Raw genomic sequence first — 23,064 nt, 5'->3', positions numbered from 1 at the left:
ATGCAGTTTGAAGAATTTATAGAAAGGTTGCCAAAAATAAGCAATTTAGAATTATTGGGACAAAAGGCTCATTACCTGATGGCGCCTACAGAACGAATTGAGGCATTAAATGAACTCGATATTGAAGCTCGTAAACCCAGATGGGCGGGTGTTATGTCATTATTCTATCCGCATAAAGTGAGTGGCGAGACCATGCTTGTACTTATTCTACGCAAAACTTATAAGGGTGTTCATAGCAATCAAGTAGGATTTCCCGGTGGGAAGGCAGAAGATTTTGATGAAAATATACAGGAGACGGCTTTACGGGAAACTGAAGAAGAAATAGGAGTAGACCGAACCAGCATTGAGGTTTTTAAAAAACTCACAAAGGTTTATATTCCGCCTAGTAATTTCTGGGTACAGCCATTTATTGGGATAGTTAGACATACACCAAAATTTGTAAAAGAAGATTCTGAAGTAGAAGCTATTCTAGAAGTACCACTTGCCGAATTTCTTTCAGAAACCAGTATAATATCACAAACAGTTGATACTTCATATGGTAAGATGGTAGATGTCCCAGCTTTTTTGCTTACAGAGAAGGTGGTATGGGGTGCAACAGCCATGATGCTTAGTGAAGTAAAGTGGGCATTACAACAATTAGCTTGAGATAAGGTATATATTTTAAAGTATTAATTTTATATTTCACAAATCGCTGTACGAGTTATAACAAATTATGGGTCTTTTTAAAACCAATCCTTTTGGACACTACTTAATCATTAAAAAATGGTTGATACGTATTATGGGAGTTATGTCTCATAGACGCTATAGGGGATTTAATGCACTACAAATAGATGGTTCTGAAATTATAACAGAACTTCCCGACACTAATGTTCTTTTTGTTTCTAATCATCAAACCTACTTTGCAGATGTTGTAGCCATGTTTCACGTATTCAATGCCAGCTTAAGCGGTAGAGTAGATTCAATTAAAAATGTGGGCTATTTGTGGGATCCCAAACTCAATATTTATTACGTGGCGGCAAGTGAGACTATGCGTAGTGGTTTATTACCGCGTATTATGGCGTATGCCGGTGCTGTTTCGGTTAGCAGAACCTGGCGGGAAAAAGGACAGGAGGTAGAGCGTCCTGTAAATTTAAGTGATACCGAAAATATAGGTATCGCCTTACATGATGGTTGGGTTATCACGTTTCCACAGGGAACAACAAAACCCTGGAAACCTATTCGAAAAGGTACCGCTCATATCATTAAGCAATATAAACCTGTTGTGGTACCTATTGTTATTGATGGTTTTAGAAGGTCTTTTGATAAGAAAGGAATACGTATAAAAAAGCGAGGGATTCTTCAAACTATGGAAATTAAAAAGCCGCTTGATATTGATTATGAGAATGATTCTGTTGAGGATATTGTAGAAATGATTGAGTACGCTATAGAACAACATCCTTCTTTTCTTAAAGTTATTCCTACTGAAGAACTTAAGAAAGAAGAAGAATTGAATCAAACGCGTCGTTGGGATTATTAAAAATCATAAATAATTATTTTAACAGTATTTTGGTATCGTAATTGCGCTTAAACGATTATAAATGTTAAATCTCATGTTTGTGGTAATTTTTCGTTAACCTTTGCATACTATTGATGTAAACAGTTCGTTAAACCCCAAACGCACAAGTTAAAAATTGTTTATGAAAAAAATAAAATTGCTAATTGTATTGCTTGTAGTAGCAATATCTTCAAATATTTCAGCTCAAGAATTACCTTTAAAAAGCTGTATTGATGCACCCCTAGAAAATTTCAACAGTAAAATCTTAACTACCCAACTTTATAATCAAATTTCTCAAGATCCTAAACTTAAAAGTTTAATTGCTAATAAGAAGATGTCTGTTGGTATCGTAAGCTTAGACGATCCTAACGCCATTCAATACGCAGGTATTAATGGTGAAGAAATGATGTATGCTGCGAGTTTACCTAAAATTGCCATTTTATTAGCCGCAATGGATGCTATTGAAAAAGGCGAAATGAAAGAAACCGCAGAGATTAAACAAGATATGTGGTTAATGATTAGCAAATCTAACAACCAGGCAAGTACCCGTATGATTGATAGGCTGGGTTATGATAAAATATCTAGCGTTCTTACCAGCGACAAATACAAATTATACGATAAGAAAAATGGCGGTGGTTTATGGGTAGGTAAACGCTACGCCGCTGCCGGTGAGCGCAGACCAGATCCTTTAAAGGGACTTAGTCACGCAGCTACAGCAGAGCAGGTTTGTCGTTTCTACTATAAATTAGTAACAGGAACCTTAGTAAGCCCAGAGCGTTCTAAAGCCATGTTAGATATTATGGAAAATCCTTCATTACATCACAAATTTGTAAACACGCTAGAGCGTATTGCTCCTACAGCACGTTTATTTAGAAAATCAGGATCCTGGCAAAATTACCACTCAGATTCTATTCTGGTTTGGGGAGAAAATGGTCGTAAGTATATTCTTGTGGCTCTTGTTGAAGATCCTAATGGTGAACAAATTATTAGAAATTTAGTATTTCCAGTTGAGAAAGCTTTACAAAAATCTCGAACTTTACTGGCAAGCGCTACAAAAGGTGCTGGTCGTATAGGTGATTAGAAAATTTCTGAAAAAGACGTTTAATATAAGAGATGGTGAGATCACCATCTCTTTTTTAATGCAGTTATACGTCTTTCTAATTATTACCATACTGCTTATTGTAAAGCCTACAGTAAATGCTCTTTTCCTTAAGGGTTTAGGAGCAGATAATCTGGCGTTTGCCTATTTATTAATTGCAGGTATAGCAGTCGTTACATCTTATTTTTATAACCGTGCTGTAAGAGTGTATTCTTTAAAGCGTATTATAATTTTCTCTCTTACTTTCTTTGCGTTAGCCTTTATAATACTAAGTGTTTTATACAAGCTTAAAGTTATAAGTGCAGCTACTTTATATATTTATTACGTAATAAGTGGCATTTTTGCAGTTTTAACTACGAGTCAGTTTTGGTTACTGGCTAATATGGTATTTAATGCGCGCGAAGCTAAGCGGTTATTTGGTTTTATAGGCGCTGGTGCTATTGCAGGAGGTATTTTTGGAGGTTATCTTACAACCATTTTAGCACCTTTTATAGGAAACGGAAATATGCTTCTCATCGCTTCCGTTTTTATTCTATCGTGTATTCCCATCCTATTGCAGATTTATAAAAAAGGCTATGTGGGTAGAACTTCCCGTTCTACAGATGTGCGTAATGCTCTAGATGATTCTGCATTTAAATTATTACTGAAGTCCAAACATTTAACCTATCTCGCCCTAATAATAGGTCTGAGTGTTATCATTGCAAAATTGGTTGATTTTCAGTTTAGTGACTTTGCCAGTAGAGCCATTACTGATGCAGATGAACTGGCTTCGTTTTTTGGATTTTGGTTTTCTACATTTAACTTGTTCTCATTAGGAATTCAACTATTTCTTACAAATAGAGTAGTAGAAAAACTAGGTGTAAATAGTTCGCTATTAATACTTCCTTTAGGTATTGCTTTAGGTTCACTTCTGTTTCTAACATTTCCCGAGTTATGGGTGTTGATTATCATTAAGGGGCTTGATGGAAGCTTAAAACAATCTATTAATAAAGCTGCTACAGAGCTTGCCATGGTCCCTATTTCTCTAGAAATAAAGAACCGCACCAAATCTTTTATAGATGTTGTTGTTGATAGCGTAGCTACCGGTATTGCAGGTTTTCTATTAATTTTTATAATTAAAGGTTTGTCTTTACCCACAAATTATGTGACTGTTATTATTATCTTCTTAATTCTGGTCTGGATTGTAGGTATTTTTAAAGTGCGCGACACTTACTTTAAGAGTTTTAGAAAAAGTTTACGTGACGCTGTTGCCATATCAGACGGTGTTCCGGTGCGTAAGCGTAAGTCACCACTAGAATTAGGTAAGCGCATACTTGCAACGGGTGAGCCTGAGCAAATACGCATGTATCTCGATCAATTATCGGGTCGTAATGCTAAAATTTTGATGCCAAAAATTCTTCGGTTATTAGAACATGAGGATAATGATGTAAAAATTGCTGCGATTAATCAATTGTATCATTATCCTGAAGGAACGGCTGTAGAGATAATTCAAAAACTCGTTTATTTTAAAGATGATGAAGTAGTCTATGCAGCGATGAATTACCTCATTTTACATACTTCGCTTAATGACAGCCGTATTTTTGACTCATACCTTAATCACAGTAGTGATTATATCGCACACGCAGCATTATTATGTCTTGCTAAAGAATCTGCTACTAATAAAAAAATAGCATCTCGTTATAATCTCGAGCTGCGCATTGAGTTATGGCTTGCAGAATTAGAGTTGCCTAATAGTATACACCGGCCAGAAGAATTATCATTTTTACTACAGTCGATTGGGTACGCTAAGCTTCCGCAGTTTTATTCTTTTATCTCCGTAAATTTTAATAACAGAGATTCGCATATTGTGCGTCACGCAATTATTGCAGCGGGTATTTCTCAAGAGCCTATGTTTATAGACGCTCTAATCGAATTTTTAACTATAAAAGAATACCGTCAGGATGCTATAGAAGCCTTGCGTTCTTATGGGGAAGCTATTAGCGAAAATCTACTGGCGCGGGAAGCAAATAAGTCTTTAAAAAATAACGTAAAAAAGCATATTCCGGCTGTAATACAAACTTTTGAAACACAGGCATCGGTACGTATTTTATTGAGATTATTAAAAAGTAAAGACAATCTGATTCGGAAAGCTTCGGCTAAATCTTTATATAAGCTTAAGCGAAAAGAGTCTAAACTTAATTTTTTTCCAAAAACTATTTTTAAAGAATTGCTTAATTTAAGTTTTGAGTATCGCGATATCATAAGCAGTAAAAAAGTGATTACCGGCAATTTTAAACGCGAGCAATATGCAGGATTGTCTCTTGATGATCAAACCGAATTGAGTACAGCCCGAGAGGGGCTTTTAGAAGTTCTTGAACTGCAATTGCAAACCCGTATTGAAACTATATTTAAATTGCTTGCAGTTTATTACGACCGAAGAGATCTTGATGTAGCCTACAAAGGATTTATTAGTCAGGATAGAGACACCCGTGCAAATGCAATAGAATTTTTAGATAACATTCTCTCCCCAAAACTGAAACATACCTTGTTGCCTTTATTAGAATTAACGATTATTGAAGATCAGGATATGTATGATGAAATTCTTGAGGATTCAGATATAAGTTTTAATAAGGCATTAATACAGCTAATAGAAGTAGGTGATGGTAACTTGCGTTTACCTGTAATTTATTTAATTCAGTATTTAGGAGATACCAGTTTCTTACCGCTTTTAGCAGGATTACAGATTACAGCAAAAAATCACGAAGTACGCTCATTCGCTGCTTTGGCACTTAAAAAATTACAACCTTCACTACTAGCAGCTTCAAAATAAACTCTAACACGACGGTTTATTTACTTCACAATATAGTTTTTAAATTGAATTCTCCAGTTTTATTTCAGCATTGAGTATTTGAGCAACAGCTTGTTTATATTTTATGGGATTAGAAGCTTTTTTTATGGCTTTATAAACCTTTTGCGGGTTTGAAGTAGATTGCGAGAAGAATTCCCAGAATCCCAACATTTTCATTTTAATTGGTGTGGGGCCAGATAAATACTCATCATAGTCTTTGTAAATCGTATCGTGAAATTCTGAAAAAATAGACCACCTGTTTTTAGGATATTCTGTGGTGTTATTTTTAATCATCGCCGGTAAAAACGGATCAGCAATTAATCCGCGACCTATCATAAAATGATCTATACTAGGAAAACGTTCCTCGATATCTTTAAATGCAGCAACACTGGTAATGTCTCCGTTGTAATACAATTTATGTTTAGTGCTGCTTATGCATTTTTCAAATGCGTCTAAATCAACCGGGCCTTTGTAAAGTTGCTTTCCTATGCGAGCGTGTATGGCAATACTCTTAAGCGGGTAATTGTCTAGAATAGGGAAGGCATCTAAAATTTCTTCGGCGTGCTCATATCCCATTCTCATTTTCATAGAAACCAGAATATCGGTCTCATTATGTGCGCGGTGCAACACTTCATTTATACGTTGAGGATTGCAAATTAAACCAGACCCCATACCCGATTTTGTAACCATAGGATACGGGCAGCCTAAATTCCAGTTGAGTTCTTTATATCCCAAACTACGCACATATTTGGCTACAAATATAAACTCATCAGGGTCGTTAGTAATTATTTGCGGAATGACTTCTAGTGTCGTATTATTTTCAAGCAATAAATCATTTTGATACGACTGTTTAATTTTCAGCTTTCCGTTTAATCGTATGTAGGGTGAGTAAAAGGTATCAATTCCGCCAAAATAATGGTTGAATGCATTGCGAAATCTGAAATCTGTAAAACCTTGTAAAGGTGATGAAAGTAGGGTAAAAGCCATCTTAATATTTAGTGCTGTAAAGATAGAACAATTGGTTGATGCTTTTTACCCCTGTAACGTCACGAATTGTACTCGATAGGTAACTAACCATTTATTCAAAACTAATTATTGAAGCTAATAAATAGCTTCTTTCAATTTGGGTTTTGAGTTTTAATAAAAAGGAAGTAGCTTTCAAATGTGAAGGTGTTTAATAGGCTATGTATTTCTTTTTTAATGTTTTTTTGTGCTGTACTTCACGCACAGAATAACGGCTATAAGTACGAATTAACGATAGGGCACGATAATGATTTTACGGTTTTTGGGACACGTACAGATTGGCATTATACGTACGGAATTCATCTAGACATAGCCTGGCTTCCAGAAAAGGAAACAGTTCTATCTCGTCTATTTACTTCTAAAGAAGGGTATATGCAGCGCGCGGGCTTGCACATACAGGCCTATACACCAGATTATTCAATTACACGGCAACTTGTAAACATACGGCAACCCTATGCCGGTTGGGGGTATGCAGATTTTGAAGCTACCTACGCGTTTAAACAATCCTTTTTTAAACTGAAGTTAGACCTGGGAATTTTAGGGCCGGCGGTACAAGCCGGTGAAATACAAAATTTTATACATCAGTATGTGTCGTATGATATTTTAGTTAATCAATGGGACGATCAAATCCCTAATAAATTAGGAGTAAACCTAAATACTTCTTATGCTTCAGAAGTTTTTAATACTAAATGGGTGGGTATTTACGGGAAAGTAGACGCTTCGGTAGGAACGATTTTTACTTTCGTAGAACCCGCACTTCACCTACGATTGGGTAAATTTGAAACAGTTTCTAAAACAAATTCGCAAAGAAATACACTTTTTGCTAAAGGATCTCAAGAGTTCTTTTTTGAAGGATCGCTAGCTGCAAAATATTCAATTTATAATGCTACAATAGAAGATGCAGATGCAAACGGAACGGTATTAGTACCAGACAGCCTTGTTAATCACTTTTATATTAATGCTTCATTAGGCGCTTTTATTTCTCTAAAACGCTATTCATTAGGTTTGAAATGGAATTATACAGACGGTGAAATTAAAGGCAATAAGCCGCACAGATACCTTGTTTTAAAAGGGAGTTTCCGATTTAATTAACTTAGTAATTTTGATGCGAGATACGATCTTCAATTTCTGTTCTGGGGTGTATTCCATCTACATATTCAACGGCTTCCACCACACGTACAAAGAGGTTTTCACGGCCTAATAAATCTACAACTCCTGTTTTAAATAAAATATCGCGTGTAGGTCCTGTAGCACCGGCAATCATTAATTGAATCTGTTGTTCTTTAAGTTCGAGAATAAGATGTTTTATGATGTAAGTCGCACTGCTGTCTACATAATTTATAGCTTCGGCATTTATAATGATAACCTTTAAGTCGGGGCCTTTTGCAATTTTATGACGCTTTAACTGCTTGTAGAAATAGTCTTTATTGCCAAAAAATAACTGAGCATCAAAACGCAGTACCAGAATGTCTTTACGATCTATAATATCTGGCGCAAAACGCGAAATATTTTTAAAATAAGTAGTTCCTTTAATTTGGCCTAAAACTGCCATATGAGGCTTAGAAGTTCGGTAAACCATAAGTAATAACGAAAACAATACACCTAGAATGATACCTTCTTGTATGCCTACAAAAAGAGTTATTAGGAAAGTAGCCATCAATAAAACAAATTCGTCTTTTTGATATTTATACAGTTCTTGAGGGTATCTAAAATCAATGAGACTGGTAATTGCCAGCATTATTATCGAGGCCAGAATCGCGTTAGGCAAATAATAGAATAACGGTGTCAAAAAAAGTAAGGTTAGAGCAACAAGCGCGGCACTTATAAAAGCTGCAACTCCTGTTTTTGCACCTGCCTGAAAATTAACGGCGGTTCTGCTAAACCCGGCTGTCGTAGGGTAACTTTGAAATAAAGAACCCATAATATTACCAGCTCCTAATGCAATTAATTCTTGATTAGGTACGATGGTATTGGCATTTACTTTTTCGTCAAGTGCTTTACCTATAGAAATTACTTCCATAAAAGCAATTAGCGACATAGCCAGGGCTATGGTAAATAAATCTCCCAGATTTGCCCAGGGAATTTCAGGAATTTTAAAACCGGGTAGTCCTTCAGGAATTTTACCTACAAGTTTGAGACCATACTCCGGCAGTGGAGTAAAATAGGCCAGTGAGATTCCTAAAATAACAACTACAATAGCTGCCGGTATCTGGCTGTGTATTTTCTTTATTAAAAGCATAACACCTATACCGCAAAGTCCTACTACAACTGCGTATGGGTTAATTTGATCCAGTTGTAAAGCGGTTTGTTTTAATATTTGAAGAGTTTTGTTGCTGGTTATTTCAATACCTAATAAATGTTTGAGTTGGCTTATTCCTATAATTAGCGCTGCCGCGGATGTAAACCCGTTAATTACTGGTTTTGATAGAAAATTAACCAGAAAGCCCATCTTCAAAAAACCCATTGCAACCTGTATCGTTCCTATAAAAAGGGATAAAAATATCGCCATCGAGATATATTCATCAATGCCTGAAATAGACAAAGCACCCAAGCCCGAAGCTATTAATAAAGAATCCATCGCTACCGGTCCTATTGCGAGCTGCCTGCTTGTGCCTGTAATGGCATAGATCACCTGCGGAACTAATGCTGCGTATAAGCCAAAAACCGGTGGCAAACCTGCAATCATCGCATAGGCCATACCTTGAGGTATAAGCATTACACCTACGGTAATTCCGGCAAAAATATCACCAGATAAATAGGCCTTTTTATAGGCGGGTAACCAACTTAGAATGGGGAAGTACCTTTTCAATGTTTTATTTTAAGGCGTAAATATAAATGGGTTCAATAAATTTTGAAGTAACACGTGTTACAAAGCCTGATATTAAAAGTACAATTTAAGTTTAGCTTATTTTACTTAGATTGTTAATTCATATATGCAAGCGCTATTCCTTTAGAAACGAATTGATAAGCATTTTTAAAACAAGAAAGCATTAGACATCTTTAAAGATTTAAAAGCTGCTGCACGCTAAAATTGTATATTTGACTACTATGTTTCATGCCTTTTTAAAGCACATCACAGCCCGGTTTCCGTTTCTAAAAGAGCGTTCTGTTTTACTTGCTGTTAGCGGTGGGATTGACAGCGTCGTATTAGCACACCTATTAAAACGAGCAGAATTAGATTTTGAAATTGCGCATTGTAATTTTTCGCTACGCGGAAGTGAAAGTGATGCAGAAGCAGTATTTGTCAGGGAGTTGGCTCAACAACTCAATATGAAATTTCACCTTCAGAAGTTTAATACTAAAGCATTTGCAGCTGCACACAAAGTATCTACACAAATGGCGGCTCGTGAGTTACGGTACGCCTGGTTTAATGAATTGTGTAATCAATTCAATTTAACGCATACCCTTACCGCGCATCACGCTCAGGATGATCTTGAGACGTTTTTAATAAATATAAATCGCGCCAGTGGTCTTGAAGGCTTAAAAGGTATGACCGAAGCGAGCGAACATATTTTACGACCTTTACTTCCCTTTAGCCGTGAAGAAATTCTGGCTTACGCAAAAGAAAATAATATAGTCTGGCGTGAAGACAGCAGTAATGAGACTGATAATTACCTGCGCAATCATTTTAGACACCACGCAATACCGGCTTTATCTCAAGCAGCACCAGATTTTTTAATTCAGTTTAAAAAAACACAAAAACATTTACAGGAAGCTGCAGATTTATTAGAAGATTACACGGCATTTCTATTCTCTAAAATCGTTACAGAATCGTTTCAAGGTTATGAGTTGAGCATAATCCAATTACGCGAAGTACCTAATACTAAAGCGGTTTTGTATCAACTATTAAAAGGTTTTGGGTTTACGGCCTGGGATAATATTTATGATTTGTTACAGGCACAGTCTGGCAAGCAAGTACTTTCAGAAAATTATCGGCTAATTAAAGATCGCGATGTATTGATTTTAAGCGCACATAAATCACAGCCTAAAGATAAATACATCTTTGATAAAATAGATTCTGAAGTTAAACTACCCAACTTAAAATTGCTAAAAGAATCAATTTCTAGCTTAGATATTTTAAAAAAGAACGAAGCCGTTTTTGATGAAGCGCAATTAAATTTTCCGCTTTATGTACGCAAATGGGAGGAAGGCGATTCTTTTTATCCTTATGGTATGCGCGGTAAAAAGAAAGTGAGTAAATACTTTAAAGATTTAAAATACTCGGCACTAGATAAGGAGTCCGCGTGGTTATTGTGTTCGGGTACAGATATAATATGGATTGTAGGTGAGCGCACAGACAATCGGTATAAAATAAATTCGCAGGCGACTAAGCTTGTTAAAATTACAGCAGTGTATGATTAAATATGGTTTTCTTCTTGTACTTTTTTTATTTACAGTTACAGGAAATGCTCAGGTATTCGGGCAATCAGATACAACTAAAAACCCCGTGCAGTGGCAAGCCGAAGTACAAAAGCTTGACGATGCGACGTACGCCTTAATTCTTAATGCAGATATTGAGAAAGACTGGCATGTATATTCTCAGTTTACAGATCCTGATGGTTCATTACCTATAGAACTTGAGTTTTTAAATGTGGCAGCAGATTTTACGTTAGAAGGTCCTACTAAAGAAAGTGAAACCCATACCGAGTACAGTGATGTTTTTGAAGTTGATGAAACTTTTTTTACAGACGACGCTACCCTTACGCAAAATATTAAAATCACGAAAGAAGATTTAAGTGTGGTTAAATTGATACTCAAATACCAGGTTTGTAAAGAGGTTTGTATCAACGAAGAGAAGTATATAGTTTTCGATCTTAAGGCAGGTAAAGGATTAGTTCTGGAGGACTTTAATGCATTTAAAGATTATGATACGATTGAGCGGAACGTAGAAAAGATAACCCCTGTACAAGAAGAGATTAAACTTGAAGAAAAACAAGGTTTATGGACGATTTTCTTTCTTGCTTTTGCTTCAGGATTTCTGGCGCTGTTAACACCTTGCGTTTTCCCAATGATCCCTATGACAGTAAGTTTTTTTACAAAACAGAGTAAAAATGCTGCTACCGGTCGTCGTAACGCTATTTTATACGGTTTTTTTATCGTTATTATTTACGTCTTGCTGGGAACACTGGTTACGGCTATTTTTGGTGCAGATGCATTGAATGCCTTATCAACAAACGTATGGTTTAATATTATTTTCTTCGTCTTACTGGTCGTTTTTGCTATTTCTTTTTTTGGAGCCTTTGAGATTATGTTACCTAACTCCTGGGCAAATGCTGTAGATCGTAAAGCAGATAGAGGAGGCGTGTTTGGTATCTTTTTTATGGCATTAGCGCTTGCTATCGTATCCTTTAGTTGTACCGGGCCTATTGTAGGTACATTACTGGTTCAGGCAGCTTCAGAAGGTGGTCTTGCTCCTATACTGGGAATGCTAGGATTCTCTCTGGCAATTGCAATACCATTTGCTTTGTTTGCATTGTTCCCGGGCTTAATGAATTCGCTACCTAAGTCTGGTGGTTGGTTAAATTCGGTTAAAGTGGTTTTAGGATTTCTAGAGCTGGCTTTGGCATTTAAATTTCTTTCAAACGCAGACCTCGTATTGCAAGCGCATTTGTTAGAACGCGAAGTCTTTCTGGCTATTTGGATTGCTATTTTTGGAGCTTTGGCACTGTATTTATTTGGTAAAATACGATTGTCTCACGATACGCCTATAGATCATATTTCTTCGGGAAGATTGGTTTTCGGACTTTTTGTTATGGCTTTTACAATTTATTTAATTCCCGGTTTATGGGGCGCGCCGCTTAAGTTAATTAGTGGTTTCCCTCCACCTATGAATTATAGCGAATCTCCCTATGGAGTAGGCTATATGAAGGGAGGTACAGGCGCTACAACTTCTGAAATGCCTGAAGAAGCGGAGTTAGGACCATACCAACTCATAACATTTACGGACTATGATGCAGGTATGGCTTTCGCTAAAGCGGAAAATAAACCCGTACTATTAGATTTTACGGGTAAAGCTTGTGTGAATTGCCGTAAAATGGAGGAGCGCGTTTGGGGTGAACCTCAGATTTTAAGTAAACTTCAGAATGATGTCGTTCTAATTTCATTGTTTGTAGATTTAAAAGAAAAACTACCCGAAGCAGCACAGTATGTAAGCGAAACCACCGGTAAACGCATTCAAACAGTAGGTAATAAATGGAGCGATTTTCAGATTAAAAAATACCAGATAAACGCTCAGCCTTATTACGTTTTACTTACACCAGACGGAAACGAATTAAATACCCCTATAGGGTATACGCCAGAGGTTGATGAATTTGAAGCCTGGCTCGAAGAAGGCATTGCCGCCTTTAATAAATAAACTTTATTAAATTTAAAGAACATTAATATTTGCCTTAACACTAATTTAAATCCTAAATGAAACACTTTAAAATTGCCTTAGTAGGTTTGTTCTTGTTGCTGGTTTCCGGCTTACAGGCACAAACAGAAGAATACGTAAAAGAGCATTACGATAAACAAGAAGTGAAAATTAAAATGCGTGATGGTATTCTATTGCACACCACAATTTATTCTCCTAAAGACAAATCGCAGAAATACCCTATGCTAATGATGCGCACGCCATATAGCTGCGCTCCATACGGAGAGGAAAATTTTAAAGGTAGAATAGGTCCTAATCAGTATCTGGTTGAAGAAGGCAATATTTTTGTACACCAGGATGTGCGTGGGCGCTGGAATAGTGAAGGAGTTTATGATAATATGCGGGCTTATATTCCGAATAAAAAGAAAAAACAGGTAGATGAAGCCAGTGATACCTATGATACCATAGACTGGCTTGTAAAAAATGTGGCTAATAATAACGGTAATGTAGGAACTTGGGGAATCTCCTATCCCGGTTTTTATGCAACGTATTCCTTGCTGAGCGAACATCCTGCATTAAAAGCCGTTTCTCCTCAAGCCTGTATTTCAGATTTCTTCTTTGATGATTTTCACCATAATGGGGCTTTTTTAGAAAGTTACTGGAGAGCAATTTCGGTTTTTGGGTACATGAAAACCGAGCCTACAACAGAAGCGTGGTATAAATTTCCCGAATTACCTTCAGAAGATCAATACCAGTTTTTCTTAGATCAAGGCCCTTTGACCAATCTAGATACGTATTATAAGGAAGATAATGTATTCTGGGAGCAGTTTAAAGAGCATCCTAACTACGACGAGTTTTGGAAAAGCCGCGGAATTCTTCAGCATTTAAAAAATATTAAACCGGCGGTTATGGTTGTAGGTGGTCTTTTTGACGCCGAAGATTTATACGGTCCGTTTAATACTTATAAGGAAATTGAGCAAAATAGTGACAATTACAATATCGTAGTTTTTGGTCCCTGGAGTCACGGCGACTGGGCCCGTCAAACAGAACGCCAGGCAATAGGGAATGTTTATTTTGGAGATAATTTATCACGTGATTTTCAAAAGAATTACGAGACGGTGTTTTTCAATCATTTCTTAAAAAATAATGGTAAAGGTGAACTTAATCTACCCGAAGCTTCAATGTATGATAGTGGAGCTCGTGAATGGAATTCTTATACAAGCTGGCCGGCAAAAGAAGCCCAGAAAAAGAGTTATTACTTAGGTGCAAATCAAAAGCTAACTGAAGCTGCAGCACCAGAATTTGAAAATACATTTATAAGTGATCCTCAAAAGCCGGTACCGTATTCTGAAGACATTAAAATGGTGTTTACACCTCGTAAGTATATGACAGACGATCAGCGTTTTGCTGCGAGAAGACCAGATGTTTTGGTTTATGAAACAGCTGTTTTAACCGAAGATATGACCTTAAGCGGAGAAATTCTGGCTAAGCTACAAGTAGCGACTACAAGTACTGCTGCAGACTGGGTTGTTAAGGTAATAGATGTTTACCCTCCAGATGCAGAAGATTATCCAGAAACACAGGCCTATCTTAAAATGGGTAATTATCATATGATGGTGCGTAGTGAGGTAATGCGTGGTCGTTTTCGCGACAGCTTCAGTGATCCTAAACCATTTGAAGCTAATACAAAAACCGAAGTAGATCTTACCTTACAGGGAATAAATCATACATTTTTAAAGGGACACAAACTTCAAATTCAAATACAAAGCACATGGTTTCCGTTTATAGATCGCAATCCGCAAACGTATGTGCCAAACATATACAAGGCAAAAGCCGAAGATTTTACTAAAGAAACCCATACAGTTTATGGCGATTCAGAAATTCAATTTACAGTTATAAAATAGGACATATGAAGATTAAATTAAGTCTGATACTTTTCAGCATCTTTATAATTACAAGTTCGTGTAAAAACGAAACTGATGAATCTTTTAGTAAGGCCCAAATAGCTGAAGCAAGCGCAGCGTTGAATACCTGGTTTGAAAAGCAGTTTGAAGCAGACGTCGCAATGTCTCCGCAATGGCAAACAGATTTAGGTTATAAAACGAATTATGATAAATGGGATGATATATCTTCAGACCAGATGCTCATAAATTTTAATAATGCAAAAGAGCGATTAAACTATTTAGAGCAGGAAATAAATGTAGCAGCTTTAGACTCTGTAACAGCTATAAGTTACGCACTTTATAAACTGAATATGAAAAACGAAATCGAAGATTACGAGTATCGTTTTTACAATTACCCGGTTAATCAAATGTTTGGCTTACACGCAAGTGTTCCCGCATTTTTAATTAATAAGCATCGTATAGACAGCGTTGCAGATGCCGAAGCATACATTGCACGTATACTTGGTGTAAAACCTTTATTTACTGAGCTGAGAAACCAGTTGGGTATTCGGGAGAGCAATCAGATTATCGCACCTAAATTTGTCTTAGATCGTGTTTTAGATGATAGTAGAAATATCTTAAAAGGAAGCCCTTTTGACGATTCTCAAGAACAAATGCCAATTTTAGCAGATTTTGAGTCGAAGCTTAATAAACTGAAATTAGATACAGCAGTACAAGAAAAATTAATGGCAGATGCTACAAAAGCCCTTGTAGATAGTTTACAGCCTGCATACAATGAATTGATAAGTTTTGTTGAAAACCAAAAAATACGAGCTACAACAGACGATGGGGTGTGGAAATTTCCTAGAGGTGATGCTTTTTATGCTATTGCTTTAAATAGAGCGACCACAACTTCGATGACGGCAGAAGAGATTCACAAATTAGGCCTTAATGAGGTTGAACGTATTCACGTTGAGATGAAGGAGATTATGAAGCAAGTAAAATTTGAAGGCAGTTTGCAAGACTTCTTTGAGTTTATGCGTGTTGATAATCAGTTTTATTATGAAGATTCTGATGAAGGTCGTGCTGCTTATATGAAAGAAGCTAAGGCTATTATAGATAATATGCGTGGTCATCTTGACGAACTTTTTATTACTAAGCCTAAAGCAGAAATTGTTGTTAAACAGGTTGAAGCTTTTAGAGAAAAAAGTGCCGGGAAGGCTTTTTATAATTCTCCGGCTCCAGATGGCTCCAGACCTGGAATTTATTATGCAAACTTGTTTGACATTAAGGCCATGCCAAAATATCAAATGCAGGCATTAGCTTATCATGAGGGAATACCCGGTCACCATATGCAACTTGCAATAGCTCAGGAATTAGACAGTTTACCCAAGTTTAGAAAATTTGGTGGTTACACTCCTTATATCGAGGGCTGGGGGTTGTATTGTGAGTATGTGCCTAAAGAAATGGGAATGTATAAAGACCCGTATTCAGACTTCGGAAGATTAGCAATGGAGCTTTGGCGTGCGTGTAGACTGGTTGTTGATACCGGTATTCACGATAAAAAATGGACACGCGAAGAGGGCGTTGCTTATTATAAAGAAAACACACCGAATGCCGAGAGTGATTGCATTAAAATGGTAGAACGGCATATTGTAATGCCGGGACAGGCAACGGCTTACAAAGTAGGTATGAATAAAATTTTAGAACTACGCGCAAAAGCAGAAACTGCATTAGGAGATACCTTTGATATTAAAGAATTTCACGAGGTTATTCTAGGGCAGGGTGCTTTACCACTTTCCGTTTTAGAAGAAGAGGTAATAAATTATATCGCAACTCAGAAAAAATAAATACTCAATTAAGTATTTTAAAAAGCAGACCTTTAATGGTCTGCTTTTTTTGTTTTAATAGATTAGGTTACCGTTAGTGTAGTGTTGCTATTTACTTATTAGGGAATTAGTTATTTAATCTTATAAAGATACTTCAGTGGATCTTAGGCATTTTAATAAAGTATGGTCTGTATAATATGGAGTTTTTAGTTATAAATCAATTTTCAATACGGAAGAGACATTTTCAATATTAAAAAAAAAATTAAATTTATTTGGCTGAAACTTTCTGTCCTATCAGGCTTTAATTAGTAATTTTAGGGATTAATAGTCCGCATAAAATTCCAAAAAATCTTGATTTACTTACGCATTCTTTTTATCGTATTACTACTCCTTGAATTGCGATATCAAAAATTTAAATCAACTAAAGAATTGTTTATGTGGCTTTTTATAGTTGGTATTTTTAGCTGGCTGGGCTATCTTATTTTTTTAATATTTAGAAAGCGCGTCTTAATACGAAGAGATCGTTTTAATCTAGACTTCAAACATCCCAATAAAAACACTTTAGAATAAAAATCTGCTCTTCAAAACGTGCGAGATGTATTTGAAATGCATAGACTTTAAAGAATAAAAAGATTAATTTTTTTACGTCCTAAGAAGCTTTTACAAAGCTCTTTAAAAAAGAAAAACACCTTGCTTGCGCAAAGTGCCTTTCACCCCTAAATTATTAATGACAACGTAAATTTACGATTTAATTAACAATATTTCAGACAAAAATTGAAGTAAATCTAAATATTACCTTCATTTAATTACAGATATGTATAAAAAAGAAAAACACCTTGCTTTCGCAAAGTGCCTTTCACCCCTAAATCATTAATACATTTTAAATTTAATTCCCCTATTAATTAAATAAAAAACGGTATAAATCATTGATTAATACATAGTAAAACTATCCAAAAGTAGACTTCCTCAAAAGGGGAAAAACACCTTTTTTTATCATAAGTCTAACTAAATAACTGATTTTCAGCATAAAAAATATTTAATATAATACAAGTATAATTATCAATAAACTATATTATAAGAAGATATACAATTACCAGGTTTCAATGTAATTTCCGTGCAAAACTTTATTATTATTTAACAAGCAGTTTTAAAGTTTGAGAAGCTGTTCCTCTTCTCGTTTTTACAAGATATAAGCCTGTATTCAAATCGCTAACATCTACTTCCTGGTTTTCAGAATCTTTAAAGATTAGCTTTTTAATGAGCGTACCATCAATTGTATAAACAGAAACTGAATCTACCCGTTGAGTTAATTTAAAATGCTGAGTGGCAGGGTTAGGATATACGGTGAGTTGATTTTGAGTATCAAAAGATTTTAAAGACAGATTAGCACTTTTGTTAGCAAAAATCCTATAATCACCAGGCTCGAGACTTATAGGGGCTGTAGTACTACTTACTTCATAACTTTCATTATTCATTAAATTATACCACGTACCGGTCTCCTGAAAATCTGGAATTATAGTTTGTACTGTAAGTCCAAGATTTGCAAGTACAGTTACAAAATTAATTTCACCTTCAGCGGCTGTAGTGCTGGTAAGATGTATTTTTTTAGTAAGATTGGTTGCTCCTGCTTCAACCGTAAAAGTAGAGGTTTCAAAAATAGGCAAGTCTTTTTTAAGCTGAATCATTTGCACCCAACTGTCTCGTAATTCAAGACGCTGTGTAGTATTTAATAAATCCCATCCGTGTGGTTTTGGGCTTAGTTTGCAACTATCGTCTCCGGGATTACTGCCGTCTTCACACGTAAATATACTGATGTCATAACCCAGTTCTCCAAACTGCCAGATCATTTTAGGCCCCGGAATCGTAAAAAATACTGCGCCGGCTGCTTTCATTCGGTTTAATGCGGTATTTAAATTTTTAGTAGTATATGATCCGCTGGTATTGCCAAAGGCCAAATTCTTATACATTAAGCGTTCTTCATCGTGACTTTCCATATAGGTTACAGCAGCAGGATTGTCAAAACCTTTTTGTCTATAGGATGCCCCGTTAAAGTTTGATTCTGAGCTGTAGCCCATCGTGGTTTGATTATACGCGTTTGTTTGTTTATTCCAAAGCATAATACCTTTGCCCTCATTTAAACGGTAATCTGCCCATTGCTTTTCTTCGGCGATACCGCCTAAATGTTCAAAAATGATCATAAAATCAGGATCTGCTGCCCATTGAATATCTGCATATTCCTTAAGAACAGTTACTCGATCTTGTTGAAAAGCGTTTGTACACGATTCATCAGCAGCGGTACAGTTTTGTGTAAAGCCTTTAGTTAGATCCCAACGGAAGCCATCAATTTTAAATTCATCTATCCAATATTCGGCAGTGCGCTTTACGTAATTCTTAGTAGCTTCTTTATTGTGATTAAAATCATTAAAAACGCTATAAGAATGTGTAGCCGTTTGATTAAAAAACGGATTATCTGCACTTGCCTGACCACCGGTGCCGCCATTGCTGGTGTTGTACATACGATAATAGGGATTTTGACCGCTGGCGTGGTTGTAAACTACATCTATAATGACGGCGATACCTTTGGCGTGTGCTGCATCTATCAAGGCTTTAAAAGCATTACGCGTGCCATAATATTTATCTAAAGCCATATGAAAAGCGGGGTTGTAACCCCAGCTTATATTTCCGTCAAATTCCTGAACGGGCATTAACTCAATAGTGTTTACTCCTAATCCCTCTAAATAAACTAAACGATCTATTACACTTTGAAAACTATGTGCATCATCAAAATCACGAATTAGTATTTCGTAGATTACTAAATCCTCACGTTTAGCCGGCTTAAAATCTGTAATCTGCCAATTATAATCACTTTCATTTAACTGAACATAAGAAATCGCATTAGAAGTCTTTCCCGAAGGATAAGGCGGTATGTTAGAAAAGGTAGCTGATTCAATATATTGATCATTAAACTCATCTAAAATGAGCGTAGAGTAGGGGTCTGCTACAGTTATCGCATATTCTACTACATATTGATACAGTAAATCTGTTTTTGGGATATTTGTAAGATCTAATTTAATCCAGTGACGGTCTGCAGTGGCATCATAATTCATTAAATACGTATCGTCAAGTGACCAGTTATTTGCATTAAAATTTCCTATAACGTGAATAAAATCTTTACCGGGTGCATAGAACACTAAAGTAGCCTCATTGGGCTTTGTTTTATCGTAGTTAAAACCATCTTTCATACCGGTGGGTACTGCTATAGTTGCTGGAGTAGGTTTTACTAAAGTTTTAAAACTACGCACAACCAGATTAGATGTTCCGGTTTGTAAAGCTTCTAAGCGATAGTTGGTATTGAGATTAGGACTGGTCGTAAAAGAATAGGTCGTTTTATTATTTTGAGTATCTATTAGATTTCCATTAGCATACAACTTAAAGTCTGCATTTACACTGGCATTAGCAGCAATATCAAAGACAGAGCCACCGGTTATACTGGTGCTTGTGGCACTAGGAGCCGTTAGGTTAAGATTAAATGCTCCTACATTTTTTATTAAATCACTACTTTGTTGCGATCCGTTTTTATTTTTTATTAATAATCCGATACGGCTTATACCGGTATTGTTGTAAAATTCGGTAGGTTTTAAGGTATAGGAATACGTGCCGTTGCCATTATCAGTAAAACGTGCACTTTCCGGAGAATTGCTAAAATCCGTTCCTACAGCTTCAGGATTATTTATTTGAGTCTCAGTAGAATCATAATGCCAGGACCATAGGTAAACACCTGTTGTCCAGGGTACATTAGAGGCGGTAATTGTTATTGTTTCCGCTTCGGCAAAAGGATCTGGAGTAATGGTAATAGTCTGCGCTATAAATCTTATAGGCAAAGCGAGGAGAAAAAGTAGCAGTAGTTTTGTTTTCATTCTCAAATTTTTAAGATTAAAAAAGGCCGTGCGAGCACGGCCTTAGAGGTAATAGATGGTGTTTTATTCGTTAGGAATAAGAATATATCCTGCGGTCAAGTCATTAAACCAAATATCATAGGTTCCTGCAGACACCGGGATATTAGATGAATCTCGAACTCCAAAACCACTGATTTCGGTAGATCCTCCCCAGTTAACTCCCCAGGAGTCATTTGCTCTAAATTTTAATTCGCCGTCAAATAAGGTTACATTATTTGCATACCAGATATGCGGGTCAAAAGTAGATTGCGTAAGGTTTGCATCGGGCTCATTCCAGCCGTCACCATTACCGGTACGTGAAGACCCAATGTATCCTATAGTCGTGTAGCTTGGGGCAGCGCTTGCATCATATGGAGTAATGCTGTAAGCACCAGTTTTTGTATTTACATCAAGTTTATAATAACCTGTAGTGGCTACGCTTAGTACACCCGGCTCCTGACCCAGTATTTCGTTACTTACAAAAACATTATTTGTAACTCCCCATTGTGGTTGCCATTGACCTCGTTTTTCTAACAATTTAAAAGCGAAATCGCCTCCTCCTAAAAATTTAGCCGTGTACGAGTACACATTCTTGTTATTAGGATCCCGAATGATAGGAGCATTATTGTTGTTGTTATTCCACTCTGCAGCTGTTGCACTACCCACTAAAAATAAATTAGTTACGGCAGTACTATAGGTAGTAACATTAAATGCAACCGGTGTAGAAAGACGTTCATCTACGCCGGTATCACTGGTAATAGTTGCCAGAATACGTGTCTCCAGAGCAATAGAAACTTCTTCTTCTGCGCCTAATGTTAAGGCCAAAGCGTTAAGTTGTGAGTTTGTTATGGTGTATTCATTTAAGTCTGTTACCTGTGCTACAGTCTGAAACGTTTCAAATTCATTTCCTGCTACGGCTAATTGTAAACTGTAAACAACAGAAACGGTAGTGCCTTCTGTAGAAAAATCGGTCCACATCATTTCAAGTGCAGCTGCATCAGGATTTTCGTTATCTAAAACTATACTTGAATCTGCAGCCGGATTTACAATTACGGGAGCATCAACAGCATAAGGCATCACATTATAACTCAGTGCAGAAGTAGCTTGAGCACCGTTATTAATACGCACGTAGATAGGGAACATTTTGTAGGGTTCTGCACCGGCATTTAATAACAGCTGGTTTAAAGCAGCGACTGTAATTGTAAAATTAGTATCATCACTGGTTCCAAGAGCTATTTCATTAGTAAACTCTTCATCAGTTGCCATAACAACTTCATAGGTTGAAGCAGCATCTAGCTCATCTTTCCAGCTAATAGTAAGCGCAGCGTTTTCAGGAAACGAAGCGTTTAAAACCAGATTTGAAAAATTAGTGCTGTTTACATCAAAAGATGATTGTGGATCTTCAAGTATCAGATCTTCAGTATTATCGCAACCTGTTAGGGTAGCTAAAGCGAAAAGGCTAAAGATTGAATATTTTAATAGTGTGTTCATACTTTTTATTTAGAAAAGTTAAGAGGTATCATCGCGTAGTCGCCGGTGATATCATTAAACCAGATTTCGTAATCATCTTTTACCGGTACCGGAATGTTTCCGCCATCGACAGTAGCTACTCCTGAAAACTCTGTTGAGCCTCCGTAAGTTGTACTTCCATTAGCTAAAAAAGAAATAGAACCCGCTTGTAACTGTGTAGAGCGCACATACCAGATGTGTGGGTCAAACGACAGTGGAGTCAGTTCAACTGAGCTACCGTTGTCTCCTGTAACAGAAACTGAAGTAAAAGCATCACCAACTGCAGCAACATCTTCAAATGAGAATGCACCCGTAGCAAAATTTACAGTAAACGTTCGGTAACCGGCAGTTTCAGAAGTAATTACCGGAGGATCAGGATCGTCATCTGTAGCTCTTAAAACCAATGAACCACCATCCTGGCCGTATTGCGGAGCCCAGGCGCCACGGTTAATTAATATTTTAAAAGCATCTGCAAGAAATCTACCGGTATAGGTATATTCATTTTCATTAAATGCATTTCTAAATAAAAGCGGATTGTTATTGTCATTGTTCCAGTCTGCAGCTGTTGCAGCTCCTACCAAATAATAATCGTCATATGGGTAGGAGAAATACGGATTAATGCTAATCTCAATAGGTTCTGAATAACTCACATTTGAAGTTTGCGTGCCTATTGAAGACTTGATGCGTATATATGCCTGTTGCCACTCAAAAGGAACAAACCCCAGTGCGTTTGCGGTATTGTTTAATGCACTAACAGATAAGGTCGCTTCGGTATTTGAAGTAGTTAACGCATTTACCGGATTTTCAAAAGAATCTTCTGTTGCAAACTCAACAACATACGTTACTAACGTAGGTAAACCATAGCTCGCTTTGTTCCAGCTTATAGTTACTGCAGGATTCCCCGGGTTTGTCTGATCTAATGCAACCCGATTAATATCGAGTTGAGCAAGTAGCGGAGCATCTTCTACCGCTACGGTTAGTTTCTCATCTTCTTCACTGCAAGCGGCTGCCACAACCACTGCAATTAAGAATACAAACTGTTTAAATTTTGATATCATAGTTTTCGATTTTTA

General features: G+C 36.6%; 14 protein-coding genes. 9 read left to right on the top strand and 5 right to left on the bottom strand.

The annotated features are described in order from the left end of the window. The 4 genes from P164_RS05850 to P164_RS05835 all read left to right on the top strand — a co-directional run bounded on the left by P164_RS05850 (position 1) and on the right by P164_RS05835 (position 5,442). Positions 1–645, top strand: coding sequence for an NUDIX hydrolase (locus P164_RS05850; RefSeq protein ID WP_028375513.1), 645 nt, complete (start codon positions 1–3; stop codon positions 643–645). A 67-nt stretch (positions 646–712) separates the two neighbouring features. Continuing rightward, on the top strand, positions 713–1,516 hold the full coding sequence (locus P164_RS05845) for a lysophospholipid acyltransferase family protein (protein ID WP_028375512.1): 804 nt from the start codon (positions 713–715) through the stop codon (positions 1,514–1,516). Between the two features lie 160 nt (positions 1,517–1,676). After that, positions 1,677–2,615, top strand: a complete 939-nt coding sequence (locus P164_RS05840; RefSeq protein WP_028375511.1) for a serine hydrolase — start codon at positions 1,677–1,679, stop codon at positions 2,613–2,615. Further along, complete coding sequence (locus P164_RS05835; protein ID WP_028375510.1) at positions 2,608–5,442, top strand: Npt1/Npt2 family nucleotide transporter; 2,835 nt, start codon at positions 2,608–2,610, stop codon at positions 5,440–5,442. Before P164_RS05840 ends, P164_RS05835 begins: the two co-directional genes overlap by 8 nt. 39 nt (positions 5,443–5,481) lie before the next feature. Here P164_RS05835 and P164_RS05830 read toward each other — a convergent pair whose 3' ends face one another. Then, a complete protein-coding gene (locus P164_RS05830) occupies positions 5,482–6,447 on the bottom strand; it encodes a tRNA dihydrouridine synthase (RefSeq protein ID WP_028375509.1) in 966 nt (321 codons plus the stop codon). Positions 6,448–6,624: 177 nt separating this feature from the next. Here P164_RS05830 and P164_RS05825 point away from each other — a divergent pair, with 177 nt between their 5' ends. Then, the gene (locus P164_RS05825) at positions 6,625–7,575 is read left to right on the top strand and encodes a lipid A-modifier LpxR family protein (RefSeq protein WP_410503382.1); all 951 of its coding nucleotides are present in this window, start codon (positions 6,625–6,627) and stop codon (positions 7,573–7,575) included. Position 7,576: 1 nt separating this feature from the next. Here P164_RS05825 and P164_RS05820 read toward each other — a convergent pair whose 3' ends face one another. Beyond that, positions 7,577–9,292 carry a SulP family inorganic anion transporter gene (locus P164_RS05820; protein WP_028375507.1) on the bottom strand — a complete coding sequence of 572 codons (1,716 nt, stop codon included), beginning with the start codon at positions 9,290–9,292 and terminating at the stop codon, positions 7,577–7,579. A gap of 239 nt (positions 9,293–9,531) precedes the next feature. Here P164_RS05820 and tilS point away from each other — a divergent pair, with 239 nt between their 5' ends. The 4 genes from tilS to P164_RS05800 are packed head-to-tail and all read left to right on the top strand — an operon-like array spanning position 9,532 to position 16,568. Continuing rightward, positions 9,532–10,845: a tRNA lysidine(34) synthetase TilS gene (tilS, locus tag P164_RS05815; protein WP_028375506.1), complete on the top strand. Its 1,314-nt coding sequence runs from the start codon at positions 9,532–9,534 to the stop codon at positions 10,843–10,845. After that, on the top strand, positions 10,838–12,838 hold the full coding sequence (locus P164_RS05810) for a protein-disulfide reductase DsbD family protein (protein WP_028375505.1): 2,001 nt from the start codon (positions 10,838–10,840) through the stop codon (positions 12,836–12,838). The genes tilS and P164_RS05810 overlap by 8 nt, the downstream gene beginning before the upstream one ends. A 56-nt stretch (positions 12,839–12,894) precedes the next feature. After that, on the top strand, positions 12,895–14,739 hold the full coding sequence (locus P164_RS05805) for a CocE/NonD family hydrolase (protein ID WP_028375504.1): 1,845 nt from the start codon (positions 12,895–12,897) through the stop codon (positions 14,737–14,739). Positions 14,740–14,744: 5 nt separating this feature from the next. Further along, entirely contained in the window at positions 14,745–16,568 is a 1,824-nt protein-coding gene (locus P164_RS05800) for a DUF885 domain-containing protein (RefSeq protein ID WP_028375503.1), read from the top strand. Positions 16,569–17,677: 1,109 nt separating this feature from the next. On the opposite strand, the gene P164_RS05795 is transcribed toward P164_RS05800, so the two are convergent. From P164_RS05795 to P164_RS05785, 3 genes are all read right to left on the bottom strand, one after another. Then, positions 17,678–20,464 carry an alpha-amylase family glycosyl hydrolase gene (locus P164_RS05795; RefSeq protein WP_028375502.1) on the bottom strand — a complete coding sequence of 929 codons (2,787 nt, stop codon included), beginning with the start codon at positions 20,462–20,464 and terminating at the stop codon, positions 17,678–17,680. A gap of 63 nt (positions 20,465–20,527) precedes the next feature. Further along, positions 20,528–21,973, bottom strand: a complete 1,446-nt coding sequence (locus tag P164_RS05790) for a SusE domain-containing protein (protein ID WP_051621235.1) — start codon at positions 21,971–21,973, stop codon at positions 20,528–20,530. A 5-nt stretch (positions 21,974–21,978) separates the two neighbouring features. After that, positions 21,979–23,049: a SusE domain-containing protein gene (locus P164_RS05785; RefSeq protein WP_028375501.1), complete on the bottom strand. Its 1,071-nt coding sequence runs from the start codon at positions 23,047–23,049 to the stop codon at positions 21,979–21,981. Positions 23,050–23,064: the final 15 nt, after the last annotated feature.

Source organism: Leeuwenhoekiella sp. MAR_2009_132 (genome assembly GCF_000687915.1).
In the GTDB taxonomy this organism is placed as follows: Bacteria; Bacteroidota; Bacteroidia; order Flavobacteriales; family Flavobacteriaceae; genus Leeuwenhoekiella.
This window is presented reverse-complemented; position numbering and strand designations above follow the sequence as displayed.

Coding starts and splice junctions, on each gene's coding strand:
- P164_RS05850 (WP_028375513.1), top strand. CDS start 1: ATGCAGTTTGAAGAATTTATAGAAAGGTTGCCAAAAATAAGCAATTTA.
- P164_RS05845 (WP_028375512.1), top strand. CDS start 713: ATGGGTCTTTTTAAAACCAATCCTTTTGGACACTACTTAATCATTAAA.
- P164_RS05840 (WP_028375511.1), top strand. CDS start 1,677: ATGAAAAAAATAAAATTGCTAATTGTATTGCTTGTAGTAGCAATATCT.
- P164_RS05830 (WP_028375509.1), bottom strand. CDS start 6,447: ATGGCTTTTACCCTACTTTCATCACCTTTACAAGGTTTTACAGATTTC.
- tilS (WP_028375506.1), top strand. CDS start 9,532: ATGTTTCATGCCTTTTTAAAGCACATCACAGCCCGGTTTCCGTTTCTA.
- P164_RS05810 (WP_028375505.1), top strand. CDS start 10,838: ATGATTAAATATGGTTTTCTTCTTGTACTTTTTTTATTTACAGTTACA.
- P164_RS05805 (WP_028375504.1), top strand. CDS start 12,895: ATGAAACACTTTAAAATTGCCTTAGTAGGTTTGTTCTTGTTGCTGGTT.
- P164_RS05800 (WP_028375503.1), top strand. CDS start 14,745: ATGAAGATTAAATTAAGTCTGATACTTTTCAGCATCTTTATAATTACA.
- P164_RS05795 (WP_028375502.1), bottom strand. CDS start 20,464: ATGAAAACAAAACTACTGCTACTTTTTCTCCTCGCTTTGCCTATAAGA.
- P164_RS05790 (WP_051621235.1), bottom strand. CDS start 21,973: ATGAACACACTATTAAAATATTCAATCTTTAGCCTTTTCGCTTTAGCT.
- P164_RS05785 (WP_028375501.1), bottom strand. CDS start 23,049: ATGATATCAAAATTTAAACAGTTTGTATTCTTAATTGCAGTGGTTGTG.